Origin of the sequence: Nitratireductor alexandrii, from assembly GCF_004000215.1 — a bacterium.
Classification (GTDB): domain Bacteria; phylum Pseudomonadota; class Alphaproteobacteria; order Rhizobiales; family Rhizobiaceae; genus Mangrovimarina; species Mangrovimarina alexandrii.
In genome coordinates this window covers 459704-471825 of the sequence record NZ_RBVY01000003.1, presented here as the reverse complement: position 1 = coordinate 471825, position 12122 = coordinate 459704, and the positions used below count along the sequence as shown (strand labels likewise).

General features: G+C 66.1%; 16 protein-coding genes. 5 read left to right on the top strand and 11 right to left on the bottom strand.

Annotation, left to right across the window (positions count from 1 at the left end; genetic code table 11):
* Positions 1 to 7: 7 nt before the first annotated feature.
* From hisH to hisB, 3 genes are read right to left on the bottom strand one after another with little or no spacing between them, the layout of a single operon-like run.
* Complete coding sequence (gene hisH, locus EP380_RS08985; RefSeq protein WP_127598085.1) at positions 8 to 658, bottom strand: imidazole glycerol phosphate synthase subunit HisH; 651 nt, start codon at positions 656 to 658, stop codon at positions 8 to 10.
* Positions 659 to 660: 2 nt separating this feature from the next.
* Positions 661 to 1134, bottom strand: coding sequence for a DUF2628 domain-containing protein (locus EP380_RS08980; protein WP_106570333.1), 474 nt, complete (start codon positions 1132 to 1134; stop codon positions 661 to 663).
* A 10-nt stretch (positions 1135 to 1144) separates the two neighbouring features.
* Positions 1145 to 1750: an imidazoleglycerol-phosphate dehydratase HisB gene (gene hisB, locus EP380_RS08975; RefSeq protein ID WP_106570332.1), complete on the bottom strand. Its 606-nt coding sequence runs from the start codon at positions 1748 to 1750 to the stop codon at positions 1145 to 1147.
* A 183-nt stretch (positions 1751 to 1933) separates the two neighbouring features.
* On the opposite strand from hisB, the gene hslV reads away from it, so the two are divergent.
* The 3 genes from hslV to EP380_RS08960 all read left to right on the top strand — a co-directional run bounded on the left by hslV (position 1934) and on the right by EP380_RS08960 (position 4990).
* Complete coding sequence (gene hslV / locus EP380_RS08970; RefSeq protein WP_106570331.1) at positions 1934 to 2482, top strand: ATP-dependent protease subunit HslV; 549 nt, start codon at positions 1934 to 1936, stop codon at positions 2480 to 2482.
* Between the two features lie 99 nt (positions 2483 to 2581).
* Entirely contained in the window at positions 2582 to 3883 is a 1302-nt protein-coding gene (gene hslU, locus EP380_RS08965) for an ATP-dependent protease ATPase subunit HslU (RefSeq protein WP_106570330.1), read from the top strand.
* A 138-nt stretch (positions 3884 to 4021) separates the two neighbouring features.
* Complete coding sequence (locus tag EP380_RS08960; protein ID WP_127598083.1) at positions 4022 to 4990, top strand: DUF1402 family protein; 969 nt, start codon at positions 4022 to 4024, stop codon at positions 4988 to 4990.
* Positions 4991 to 5042: 52 nt separating this feature from the next.
* Here the strand turns inward: EP380_RS08960 and EP380_RS08955 are convergent, their stop codons facing one another.
* The 4 genes from EP380_RS08955 to EP380_RS08940 are packed head-to-tail and all read right to left on the bottom strand — an operon-like array spanning position 5043 to position 7813.
* Positions 5043 to 5420 (bottom strand): helix-turn-helix domain-containing protein, encoded by a 378-nt coding sequence (locus EP380_RS08955; RefSeq protein WP_106570328.1) that lies wholly within the window; start codon positions 5418 to 5420, stop codon positions 5043 to 5045.
* The gene (locus tag EP380_RS08950; RefSeq protein WP_127598081.1) at positions 5420 to 5977 is read right to left on the bottom strand and encodes a Smr/MutS family protein; all 558 of its coding nucleotides are present in this window, start codon (positions 5975 to 5977) and stop codon (positions 5420 to 5422) included. Before EP380_RS08950 ends, EP380_RS08955 begins: the two co-directional genes overlap by 1 nt.
* Positions 5974 to 7083 carry a murein transglycosylase A gene (gene mltA / locus EP380_RS08945; protein ID WP_127598079.1) on the bottom strand — a complete coding sequence of 370 codons (1110 nt, stop codon included), beginning with the start codon at positions 7081 to 7083 and terminating at the stop codon, positions 5974 to 5976. The genes EP380_RS08950 and mltA overlap by 4 nt, the downstream gene beginning before the upstream one ends.
* Positions 7084 to 7102: 19 nt before the next feature.
* Positions 7103 to 7813: a Tim44/TimA family putative adaptor protein gene (locus EP380_RS08940; RefSeq protein WP_106570525.1), complete on the bottom strand. Its 711-nt coding sequence runs from the start codon at positions 7811 to 7813 to the stop codon at positions 7103 to 7105.
* Between the two features lie 217 nt (positions 7814 to 8030).
* On the opposite strand from EP380_RS08940, the gene EP380_RS08935 reads away from it, so the two are divergent.
* Together EP380_RS08935 and secB are read left to right on the top strand one after the other, a co-directional pair.
* Positions 8031 to 8522 (top strand): FxsA family protein, encoded by a 492-nt coding sequence (locus EP380_RS08935; RefSeq protein WP_127598076.1) that lies wholly within the window; start codon positions 8031 to 8033, stop codon positions 8520 to 8522.
* Between the two features lie 124 nt (positions 8523 to 8646).
* Positions 8647 to 9162: a protein-export chaperone SecB gene (gene secB, locus EP380_RS08930; RefSeq protein WP_106570325.1), complete on the top strand. Its 516-nt coding sequence runs from the start codon at positions 8647 to 8649 to the stop codon at positions 9160 to 9162.
* A 61-nt stretch (positions 9163 to 9223) separates the two neighbouring features.
* Here secB and dnaQ read toward each other — a convergent pair whose 3' ends face one another.
* The 4 genes from dnaQ to EP380_RS08910 form a co-directional block, all read right to left on the bottom strand.
* Complete coding sequence (dnaQ, locus tag EP380_RS08925; RefSeq protein ID WP_127598074.1) at positions 9224 to 9946, bottom strand: DNA polymerase III subunit epsilon; 723 nt, start codon at positions 9944 to 9946, stop codon at positions 9224 to 9226.
* Between the two features lie 122 nt (positions 9947 to 10068).
* Positions 10069 to 10674: a dephospho-CoA kinase gene (coaE, locus tag EP380_RS08920; RefSeq protein ID WP_127598072.1), complete on the bottom strand. Its 606-nt coding sequence runs from the start codon at positions 10672 to 10674 to the stop codon at positions 10069 to 10071.
* On the bottom strand, positions 10671 to 11513 hold the full coding sequence (locus EP380_RS08915) for a shikimate dehydrogenase (RefSeq protein ID WP_127598070.1): 843 nt from the start codon (positions 11511 to 11513) through the stop codon (positions 10671 to 10673). The genes coaE and EP380_RS08915 overlap by 4 nt, the downstream gene beginning before the upstream one ends.
* A complete protein-coding gene (locus EP380_RS08910) occupies positions 11506 to 12120 on the bottom strand; it encodes a Maf-like protein (protein ID WP_127598068.1) in 615 nt (204 codons plus the stop codon). The genes EP380_RS08915 and EP380_RS08910 overlap by 8 nt, the downstream gene beginning before the upstream one ends.
* Positions 12121 to 12122: the final 2 nt, after the last annotated feature.

The following is a 12122-nucleotide window of genomic DNA, read 5'->3' as shown; positions in this document are numbered from 1 at the left end:
TTGCGGCTCATGGCCTCCACCTCAAGAAATTGGCGATCAGGGCCAGGCCGAGCGCCTGGCTCTTTTCGGGATGGAACTGGGTGCCGGCGAGGTTGTCGCGGCCGACCGCCGCCGTGATCCGGCCGCCATAGTCGGTGACGGCGACCAGTTCCTCGGCCACCCGCGTCTGCAGATGATAGGAATGGACGAAATAGGCGTGCAGCCCGCCTTCGCCGGTCGCGATGCCCTCGAACAGCGGGTGCGGCCGCACGAGCGCGATTGTGTTCCAGCCGATCTGGGGAACTTTCAAGGCGGGCGCGACGGGCTCGATACGGACCACGTCGCCGGCGATCCAGCCGAAACCCTTCGTCGTCGTCTTTTCCAGGCCGCGCTGCGCCATCAGCTGCATTCCGACGCAGATGCCCAGGAAAGGCCGTCCCCTGGCAATCGCGGCCTCGTCGATCGCCTCGACCATGCCGGGCACGGCATCGAGGCCGGCGCGACAATCGGCATAGGCGCCCACGCCCGGCAGCACGACGCGGTCGGCCGAGCGCACCCGTTCGGCATCCGAGGTCAGGTCGATCTCGGCGGCGATGCCGGCCTGGCGCGCGGCGCGCTCGAAGGCCTTGACGGCCGAGCGCAGATTGCCGGAGCCGTAATCGATGATGGCGACGCGCATTGTCAGCCTCGCGCGGGATAGTCGAAAAGGCCGAGCGCGGGTTCGCCGGACGCGCTCGTGCGGGCCGCGCCGGGTGCAGCGGCACGCGGGGCGATGCGGTCGGCAACCGGCGTCTCGCCGCGTTCGGCGACATAGCGCGCCTCGGCATCCTCGCCCGTGTCGGCCTCCACGACGCCCCATTCGCGCCAGCCGCGGCGGGTCGCCGCCCACACCCGCAGCGTCGCGCCCTCGATGCCGACATAAAGCGCCAGAATGAGCGACAGGAACGGCGCGACGACGCCCAGACCGGCGAACTCGACCAGCATCGCCAAGCCGATCGAGGCGGCCAGAAAAAGCAATGCCTCGATCCACAGCCGATGCCACAGCAGCCAGAAAAAGGGCAACAAAAGACCGAGCCAGGCGAATCCGTCCCGCACGAAGATCATGTCATCGGCGGGACGCTCGCCCGGGGGTTCCAAAACGACGAAACTGGCCATCAGCGTATTCCTAGCCAAGCGTGCCTTTGGTCGAGGGCACGGCGTCGCGTTGACGCGGATCGGCCTCGAGCGCGACGCGCAGAACCCGCGCCACCGCCTTGAAGCAGGTCTCGGCGACATGATGGTTGTTGGCGCCGTAAAGCGTCGTCACGTGCAGCGTGATACCGGCGTTCTGGGCCAGCGCCTGGAAGAACTCGCGCACCAGCTCGGTGTCGAACGTGCCGATCTTGGGCGCCGAAAAGGGCACGTTCCAGACCAGGAACGGCCGGCCGGAGACGTCGACGGCGGCGCGCGTCAGCGTTTCGTCCATGGCCAGATCGAGCGAGGCGTAGCGGTTGATGCCGCGCCGCTCGCCGAGCGCGCGGGCGATGGCCTGCCCGATCGCTATCCCGGTATCCTCGACCGTGTGATGGTCGTCGATGTGCAGGTCGCCCTTTGTCCTGACCGTCATGTCGATCAGCGAATGGCGCGAGAGCTGCTCGAGCATGTGGTCGAAGAAACCGACGCCGGTGGCGATGTCGTATTTGCCGCCGCCGTCGAGATCGACCGTCACCTCGATGGCGGTCTCGTTGGTCTTGCGGCTGATCGTTGCGGTGCGACCGGTGCTGGCGTCCATCTCGCTTGTCCTGAAAGTAGCGTGGCGCTGCCTTCTAACAGCGGCGCGCGGGGAATGCCAGTTCGCCGGCATAGGCCGCGGCTTGTCGGGGGCGAATTTGCAATCCGGCCCCGGCTGCATAAATAAGGCCCTGTCGAAACGCCGCGTTTTTTGCGCCCTGGCCGCGCCTGATCGGAGCCATTCATGTCAGAAGCACCCGCAATGCATGCGACCACCATCGTCACCGTGCGCAAAGGCGGCACCGTGGTGATCGCCGGCGACGGCCAGGTCTCGATGGGGCAGACGGTGATGAAGGGCAATGCCCGCAAGGTCCGCCGCCTGGGCAAGGGCAATGTGATCGCCGGTTTTGCCGGCGCGACCGCCGATGCCTTCACCCTGCTCGAACGGCTGGAAACCAAACTCGAACAATATCCCGACCAGTTGACGCGGGCCTGCGTGGAGCTGGCCAAGGACTGGCGCACCGACCGCTATCTGCGCCGGCTCGAGGCGATGATGCTGGTCGCCGACAAGAGCGTGACCCTGGCGCTTACCGGCACTGGCGACGTGCTGGAACCCGAGCATGGGGTCATGGCGATCGGCTCCGGCGGCAATTACGCGCTCGCCGCCGCGCGTGCCCTGGCCGAGACCGACAAATCGGCCGAGGAGATCGCCCGCGCCGCGATGGAGATCGCGGCCGACATCTGCGTCTACACGAATCGCAACATCGTGATCGAAACCCTCGATGCCGATTGACACGCCGCACATCGCCTTGCGGCCGGTCCCGCAGCTTGCGGGGCGCACCGGCGACTGGCTTTCGATGCAGCACGGCGAAAACACAAACGAGACCCCGTCATGACCACATTTTCCCCCCGCGAGATCGTTTCCGAACTCGACCGCTACATTATCGGCCAGAAGGACGCCAAGCGCGCCGTGGCGATCGCGCTGCGCAACCGCTGGCGCCGCCAGCAGCTCGAAGGCCAGATGCGCGAGGAGGTGATGCCGAAAAACATCCTGATGATCGGCCCGACCGGCGTCGGCAAGACCGAGATCTCGCGCCGGCTGGCGCGGCTCGCCGGCGCCCCGTTCATCAAGGTGGAAGCGACCAAATTCACCGAAGTCGGTTATGTCGGGCGCGACGTCGAACAGATCATCCGCGACCTGGTCGAGGTGGCGATGGGCCTGGTGCGCGACAAGATGCGCGAGGATGTCAAGGCGCGCGCCCACATCAATGCCGAGGAACGGGTGCTTGAGGCGCTGGTGGGCAAGAACGCCAGCCCGGCGACGCGCGACAGCTTTCGCAAGAAACTGCGAAACGGCGAGCTCGACGACAAGGAGATCGAGGTCGAGGTCGCCGACACGTCCGGCCCGTCCCTGGAAATCCCGGGCATGCCGGGCGCCAATATAGGCGTGCTCAACATCAACGACATGCTGTCCAAGGCGATGGGCGGACGCACCAAGACACGCAAGACCACGGTCAAGGACTCTTACGCGCACCTCATCAACGACGAGTCCGACAAGCTGCTCGACCAGGACGAGGTGGTGAGCCGGGCGCTGTCGATCACGGAAAATGACGGGATCGTCTTCCTCGACGAGATCGACAAGATCGCCACGCGCGAGAGCGGCGTGGGAGCCGGGGTCTCGCGCGAGGGCGTGCAGCGCGACCTGCTGCCGCTGGTCGAAGGCACCACGGTCGCCACCAAATACGGTCCGGTCAAGACCGACCATATCCTGTTCATCGCCTCGGGCGCCTTCCACGTCTCGAAGCCGTCGGACCTTTTACCCGAGCTGCAGGGCCGGCTGCCGATCCGCGTCGAGCTGCGGGCTCTGGAAAAGGAGGATTTCCGGCGCATCCTGACCGAAACCGAGGCGAGCCTGATCAAGCAATATGTCGCTTTGATGCAGACGGAGGGCGTGACGCTCGACTTCACCGACGACGCCATCGATTCGCTGGCCGGCATCGCCGTCGACCTCAACGCCTCGGTGGAGAATATCGGCGCGCGCCGGCTGCAGACGGTGATGGAACGGGTGCTCGACGATATCTCCTACGAGGCGCCCGACCGGTCGGGAACGACGCTGACGATCGATGCCGACTATGTGGCCAAGAATGTCGGCGATCTGGCCAAGAACACAGATCTGTCCCGATTCATTCTTTAGGAAGCGGCAAGGATGTCGAAACAGTCTTTCCGTTTCGACACGCCAAAGAGCGCAAACTCGCCGGCCGCGCTCTCGACTCGCAGCGGCGCTTTTCCTACCGTGCCGAAACGAAATCATGTTCACGGTTGCCTGGGACATATGGCAAGGCAGATTTTTTGGGTCCTGATTCTGGCGGCGGGTGTCCTCGCGGCGCCCGCGCTGGCAGCCAGTCCGGTTCCCGCCGGCAACCGGCATGCCGAGCAGCCCGACATCCCGTTCGGCTCGGGGTCGCGCACGCGTGCGCTCAAGACCACGTTCGAGGCCAAATACCGCAAGGTCTACGCCTTGCTGAAGCGCGACGGCAAGCTGCGGGCCAAGATCGTCGAGGCCGCCGCCGCCTATCGCATCGATCCGATGCACATCGTCGGCGCCATCGTCGGCGAGCATACCTACAATGTCGATGCCTATGACCGGCTGCAGACCTACTACGTCAAGGCGGTGTCCTATCTGACGACACGGTTCTCCTTCGCCTTCGACGGCGAGGACGTCGACGCCTTCATCAAGCGGCCGCAATTCGCCGCCTGCGATGCCGAAACCGGCAGCTACGCGCTGTGGACCTGTCGCGAAAGGGTTTGGAACACGCAGTTTCGCGGTCGTGTCGTCGACGGCAAGGGATTTCCCAACAACCGCTTCAGCGCAGTGTTCTTTCAGCCCTTTTACGCGGGCCAGACCTTCGGCATCGGCCAGCTCAACCCGCTGACGGCCCTGCAGATGAGCGACGCGGTGCACCGGGTCTCCGGACTGCCCAAGCTCGATCACCGCTATCCGCAGCAGGTCTATCGCACCATCATGGACCCGGACCTGACCCTGCCCTATGTCGCGGCGACGCTGAAAACCGCGATCGACGCCTATGCGGAGATCGCCGGTTTCGACATTTCCGGCAATCCCGGTATCACCGCGACGCTCTACAATGTCGGCAATCCGCGCGAGCGGGCGCAGGCGCTGCGCCGGGAGAACGCCGAACGCGCGGCCAAAGGCGAGGAGAAGCGGCTGCCGGAGGAAAACTATTATGGCTGGCTGGTCAACGACCGACTGAGCGAACTCAAGGCGCTGTTTGCGGCCAATTGATCGCCGGGCGAGCGGACAAGGCGGGCGCCCGTCGCCACACGGCGGAAAAAGATCAGTCGAAGCGCTTCGAACGCCGTCCCACCGCCCGGATCCGCTCGATCAGCGCGGCGATGTCGTCCTCGTCGAGCCGGGCGATATCGGTAGCCAGCAGATTGGCGAGGCGGGTCGCGGCGGGCGAAAGCCCGCTCGTGTCGATCACCACCCGGGGCCGCGATTGCTCGGCGATCCGGCGCAATTCCTCCGCATCGTCCCAGATAATGTTGAAATAGCCGAGCACCTTTTGCAGGAACGTCCAGCTCGGTACGCCGCGGTGACCGCGTTCGAGCGCCGACAGATAGGCCGGACTGACGCCGAGCGCCTGCGCCATCTCCTTCTGGGTCACGCCCTTGTCGCGGCGCATGGCGCGCATTTTTTCGCCGAACGGCGTCATCAGCGCCTCGGATCGCCGGCCCGGCGCAAACGTATGTAAAGCGCGCCGTTGCCGCCATGGTGCCGTGCGGCGGGTTCGAAGCCGCCGACGATGGCGCGGAAAGACGGGGTCGCCAGCCAGCCGGGTACGGCGCGGCGCAAGACGCCGTCGCTGCCGAACGAGGCGCCCTTGCCGGTGATGACCAGGACATGGCGGATGCCGGCGGCGTGCGCGCGCAGCAGGAAGGACAAAAGCAGCCCGTGGGCCTGGCTCTGGGTGAGACCGTGCAGGTCGACACTGGCCTCGAGCGCGACGCGGCCTTTGGCCAGTTTCTGCCGGGTCGGCCGGTCGATGCCACCCGCTCTGGGCTCGGATCCGGCGTCGGCAGGCGGCCGGGCAGCGGCCGGGCCCGCCTTTGGGCGCGCGCGCGCCGGGTCTTTTGAAGCCGGCGGGGCGGTCGGGGCGGCGATCTCCGCCGGCGGCAGGCGGCGGCCGTCAAGCGGCGTGGCGGTGCGGGCGACCCGCTCCCACAGGACACGGTCCTGCTCGGTCAGGCCCTTTGTCGCCCGGGTCCTCATGCGCCGGCCCCGTCGGCCAGGACACGCGGAACGAGCACGAAGAAATCGGCATCGTGGCGGACCACCCCGGCGATGTCGCCGGCCGCCGCGCCGGAGCCGGCAAACAGATCGCCGCGGGCGGGACCGGTGATGGCGGAGCCGGTGTCCTGGGCGATCATCAGCCGCGAAAACGGCGCCTCGCCGAACGCCGCAAGATCCGGCGCATGAACGAAAACCGGCGTGCCGAACGTGTGCAGCAGGCGGTCGACCGCAAGCGAGCGGCCGGCCGTCAGCGGCACCTTGGCCGCCGCGACCGGGCCAAGCGCGGAATCGTCGACCGGCGCGTCCTTAAAGAAGATAAAGGAGCGATTCTGCCACAAAATCTCGGATTTTCGCTGCGGATTTTCCCAAAACCAGGCCCGAATCGTCTGCATTGTGACGTTTTCGCGCGCCAATTCGCCGATTTCGGCCAGAATTCCGCCGGGTCCCGTGAAGCGATGTCCACTCTTGGCGGCATAGGTTACGCGCCTGACCGTGCCGTCGGGCATGCGCAGCCGCGCCGCGCCCTGGACATGGATGAAAAACACGTCGACGGGATCGGCGAGCCAGGCGATCTCCAGGCCCCGGCCCGACAGCGCGCCGGCCTCGATCGCGGCGCGGTCGAAATATTCGCCCAGGCGACCGTCCGGGTATTGGCGGGCGAAGGCGAAATAGGGGTCGAGGCCGGGCGGGCGGTTGTCGTCGTCGACCGCCACCAGATCGGCCGGGCGCGAAAGAAGCGGATATCTGAAGGCGGGCGAGGCCTGCGGCGCGGCGTCGACTTCCGGCTCGTAATAACCGGTGACGAAACCGCGCGCGCGGCCGTCCGGTACGACGCGAAAGGGAACGAAATGGGTTTCGAAAAAGGTTCGTGCCGCGCGGCCGTCGGGTGGCGGCGCGGCGCGGGCGGCGGCATGGGCGGACGCGAAGGCGGCGGCGCTTATACCGAGGCTGCCGGTGCGATAGGTCCGAGTGGCCGCCATCTCAGCGCTGCGCCGATAGGCCGCGAACGCAGCGCGGCCGTCGTCGGCGTCCCAGCCGGGCAGCGCGTCGAAACCGACACGCCGCAAAAGGGGGGACAAGGACACGGGCCGCCCACGCCGGCGATCAGTCTTCGGCTTCCGTGGCCACCAATTTCCAGTTCGGATCGCGCGAACGCGTGTCGCGGGCGAAGGTCCACACATCCTTGACCTCGGCAACCGTTTCGGGATCGCCGTCGATCACCTCCCCGGCGCCGTCGCGCGTCGCCGAGATCAGCTCGCTGACGATGCGCAGGGTCAGATGCGCCTCCGATCCTTTCATCTCGGCCGAAACGATATCGACCTTGTCGATGCCGACGAAGGAGGACTGGATCTTTTCCGACCGCTTCTCGCGCTCGGAGATCGCGGCGACGAACCCGTCATAGACCTCGCGCGACAGGAGGTTTTTCAGTGTCTTGCGGTCGCCATCGGCATAGGCCATGACGATCATCTCGTAGGCGAGCTTGGCCCCCTCGGTGAAACCGCGCGGATCGAAGGAGGGGTCGGCGTCGCGAATGGCGCGTAGCCCCTTGTTGAGCTCCGTGCCGGGCGCGGCGTATTTGTCGATCGCCGCATAAGGCGATTCCTGTTCGCCGTCGCCGGCCGATTTGCGTCGCGGCAACGACACCACATTGTCCTGCGGCTTGTCGGTGTCGGTCTCGCGCGTGCGATTGGCGGTATAGGGATCGAAAGGCGGCTTCTCGTTACCCGTCCGGCGCCCCAGAACGTTGCGCAACTGCAGGAAGATCACCACCGCGGCGACAACGAAAAACAGTGTTCCGATATCCAGAAATTCCATCGTGTCCGCCGAACCGCCTCGAAAATCGTCGCCGTTGTTGTTAGCCATCCGGTCCGGCTCGATGGAGCCGGCCCCTGACGACTGCATATAGAACGCGACGGTCAATCATTCAAATCCGACCGTAGCATGACTATGTTGGGGTCGTGCAGGTCGCATCGTCAATTTGCCGGCCATTTTATCACAACAGTCCGATCTGCGGACAAACGAAGTGACACGCGTGAGATTTCCAACCCTTTTTGCGATATTTCTGGTCGTTCCGCTGCTTGAAATCGCGGCTTTCGTCGCGATTGGCGGGCGGATCGGCGTTTTCGCGACCCTGGCGATCGTGGTTCTGACCGCCCTGATCGGCTCCGTGCTGCTGCGCGTGCAGGGTTTCGGGATACTGCGCCGCATCCAGGCCGAAACCGATGCCGGGCGCGTTCCTCAGCGCGAACTCGTCCATGGCGCCATGATCCTGTTTGCCGGACTGCTTTTGCTGCTGCCGGGTTTCGTCACCGATGCGCTCGGCTTCGCGCTGTTCGTACCCGCCTTCCGCGACGCGGTCTGGTCGCTGGTCAAATCGCGCCTGAAGGTGCGTTTCGACGTCGGCGGAAGACCCGAGCCGGACTTCGCCCCCCGCGACAAGACGGTCATCGACCTCGACGAGAAGGATTTCACCCGCTCGCGCCCTTCGGATTCGCCCTGGAAGGAGCCGAATCGCGACGAATAGGGCGTTCGGCCGCCCAGAAGGCCGCTGATTGCGGCTGTGCGCGCTTGTTTCAAACAGCCGCCCATGATAGCGAACGCGCAAATTTTCGGGTCGCGGCGCGGCCTCCAGGCAAAGGCAAGATCGAATGGCTGACGAGAAATCGACGGATAAGGGAGCGGCTGGCGCCGCGGCAGCAACCGGGAACGGAAACGGCACGCAGCCGTCGCTCAACGTTCTGGCGCAATATGTCAAGGACCTGTCCTTCGAAAGCCCCGGCGCGCCGAATTCGCTGCGCGGGCGCGACCAGGCCCCGAACATCAATATCAACGTCAACGTCAACGCCAACTCGATCTCGGAAAACGAGTACGACGTCAATCTGATGCTGACGGCCAAGGCCAGCCATCAGGACTCGGTGCTGTTCAACGTCGAGCTCGCCTATGGCGGCGTATTCCGGGTCGCCGGGTTCCCCAAGGAACACGTGCTGCCGGTGCTGTTCATCGAATGCCCGCGGCTGCTTTTCCCGTTCGCGCGCCAGATCATCGCGGACGCGACCCGCAATGGCGGCTTCCCGCCGCTGATGCTCGACCCGATCGACTTCGCGCAGATCTTCCAAAAGAAGGTCGCCGAGGATCAGGCCAAGGCCAAAGCCCAGGCAAGCTGACCGGCAACCCCGGTCGCGCCGCGCGCGGCCGGGCCCGGCCGATCGACAGGGGCGGGACCGTTCAGCCGGGCGTGTTTTTTTCCTGCTGAATGTCGATACGCGTCCAGATCGCGTTTTCGCCAAGCGTTTCGACCATTTTCGCATGCGCCGCGCGTGCTTTATCCGTCAAGCGCGACGGCAGCACGCGCGCACGCGGCCTGATCGCGATCATGTCGATGTCGCGGCCGGTTTCCTCGGTGTCGGCGCTGCGCACTTCCAGACCGAGTGCCGCCTGCTTTCCGCCCACCAGTTCGATATAGACTTCGGCCAGCAATTCCGAATCGAGCAAGGCGCCGTGCTTGGTGCGGCGGCTGTTGTCGATACCGTAGCGCCGACACAGCGCATCGAGCGAGTTCGGCCCCATGGGATGTTTGCGCCGCGCGATCGCCAGCGTGTCGATCACCCGATCCGGATCCACCGCATCGATTTTCAAGCGGGCCAGCTCGTGATTGATGAAGCCCATGTCGAAGCCGGCATTGTGGGCCACCAGCTTGCCGTCGCCCACAAAAGCCAGAAACTCCTCGGCGATCTCGGAGAAAACCGGCTTTCCCTCCAGATCGGCCAGGCTGATGCCGTGCACGGCCTGCGCTTCGGGATGAATGGCCCGGCTTTCGGGATGAATATAGACGTGAAAGACCCGTCCGGAGGGAAACCGGTTGACCAGCTCGACCGCTCCGATCTCGATCACGCGGTCCTCGCGGGCGTCGAGCCCGGTGGTTTCGGTGTCGAAGATGATCTCGCGCATGGCGGCCTCAAAACCCTGATTCGGCTTCCACACTAGACCATGATGGCCGAGGACTGCATCAGCATCGTCTCACGGCAGGCGATTTCACCACAGCTACCGGCGACCCCACCGCACCGGCGGTGCTAATCGCGCGGTTCCTTTTCCGGTTTGCCGGTCAAGGTGTCGACGATCTCCGCGACCCGGCGCCGCGCGTGATCCATGCCGAGCCCGGTATCGAGCACGAAATCGGCGCGGCGGCGCTTCTCGGCATCCGGCACCTGCTTGTCGAGGATGTTTTGCAGACGCTCGGGCGTCATGCCCGGCCGGGCGAGCACCCGTTCGCGCTGCACCTCTGGCGGCGCGGTCACGACCAGCACGCGGTCGACCCTTTGTTCGCCGCCGGTCTCGTAAAGAAGCGGAATGTCGAGCACGACCAGCGGCGTGCCCTTTTTCCTGTGCGCGGCGAGAAATTCCAGTTCGGCGGCGCGAACCAGCGGATGGACGATCGCCTCCAGCGCCCTGAGCGCCTCGGGCTTGCCCAGCACCTGCTCGGCCAGCCGCGCGCGATCGACCTTGCCGGCGACGATCGCCTCGGGGAACCGCGCGCCGACCAGAGGAACCGCCTTGCCTTCGTAAAGCGCGTGAACCGCCGCGTCGGCATCGTGGACCGGCACGCCGCATTCGGCGAAAAACCGCGCCGTGGTCGATTTGCCCATGCCGATCGAACCGGTAAGGCCGAGAACGATCATCCCGCGCGCTCCATGTCGGCAACGACGAGGGCGCGCAGCGCGTCCGTCACCTGCGGCCGGACCCCGAACCAGGCTTCGAACCCGGGCACAGCCTGGTGCAACAGCATGCCGAGCCCGTCGACCGTGACACAGCCGCGTGCCGCAGCCTGCGCGAGCAACGGCGTGACCAGCGGCACATAAACGATGTCGGTGACGATCGTGCGCGCGCCGAGGCGGTCAAGATCGAACGCGTGGCCGGACGCGCCGTCCATGCCGAGCGAGGTCGTGTTGACCAGGAGGTCGCAATCCGCAAGCAGGCCGCCCAGGCCCTGCCACGGCGCGACGCCAACGCCGGCGCCGAAACGCGCGGCGAGGGCCTGCGCCCTTTCCACCGTGCGGTTGACGATGGCGATCTGCCGATAGCCGGCAACCTGCAGGGCATGGATCACCGCCCGCGCCGCGCCGCCGGCGCCGAGCACGACCGCCCGCTCGCGGTCACGCCAGCCCGGCGCGCCCTGATCGAGATTGGCGGCAAACCCCGACCAATCGGTGTTGGCCGCGTGCAGCCTGCCGTTTTCGAACCACAACGTGTTGGCCGCACCGATTCTCTCGGCGGCGGCGTCGCGACGCTCGGCCAGCGCGACGGCACGTTCCTTGTGCGGAATGGTGACGTTGCCGCCGGCCCATCCGGCCTCGAGCAAGCCGCCGACGAAATCGTCGAAACCGGCCGGATCGACCGCAACGGCATCGTAGCTGCCGTCGATATCGTGCTCGGCCAGCCAGTAGCGGTGGATCAGCGGCGAGCGGGAATGCGCGACCGGCCAGCCGCAGACGAAAGCGCGCCGCGCCCGCTCAGCCATCGATGGCGCCCAGATCGCGCAGCGCAGCCAGAAGCGGCAAAAGCGGGAGGCCGATAATGGCGAAGAAATCGCCGTCAATGCGCTCGAAAAGCTGAATGCCTTCACCCTCGACCTGATAGGCGCCGACACTGGCCAAGGCGGCGTCGCCGACACGGGCGAGATGACAGCCGACAAAGTCGGGCGCCAGCGGGCGCACCGTCATCTGCGCGACCGCAACGTGCCGCCACAGGGTTTGGCCGCCACGCACGAGCACCACGGCGCTGTTGAGCTGATGGGTCTTGCCCGACAGGTGCAGCAACCGGCGCCGCGCCTCGGCCATGTCGGCGGGCTTGTGCAGCAATTCGCCATCGAGCGACAGCGTCTGGTCGGCGCCGATGACCAGCGCGTCCGGCCTTTTTTCGCCGACGGCGCCGGCCTTGGCCTCGGCAAGCACCAAGGCGACATCCTCGGCGCCGGCGCCGCTGTTAAGCAACGGCGCCTCGGCGGCGCGCTCGTCGATGTCGGCGGCGATCGCCTCGACCGGCACGCCGGCATCGGCGAGCATTTTGAGCCTGAACGGGCTGCGCGAGGCGAGCACGAGCGGCGGTCGTGTCTGGTTTCGGGTCATGT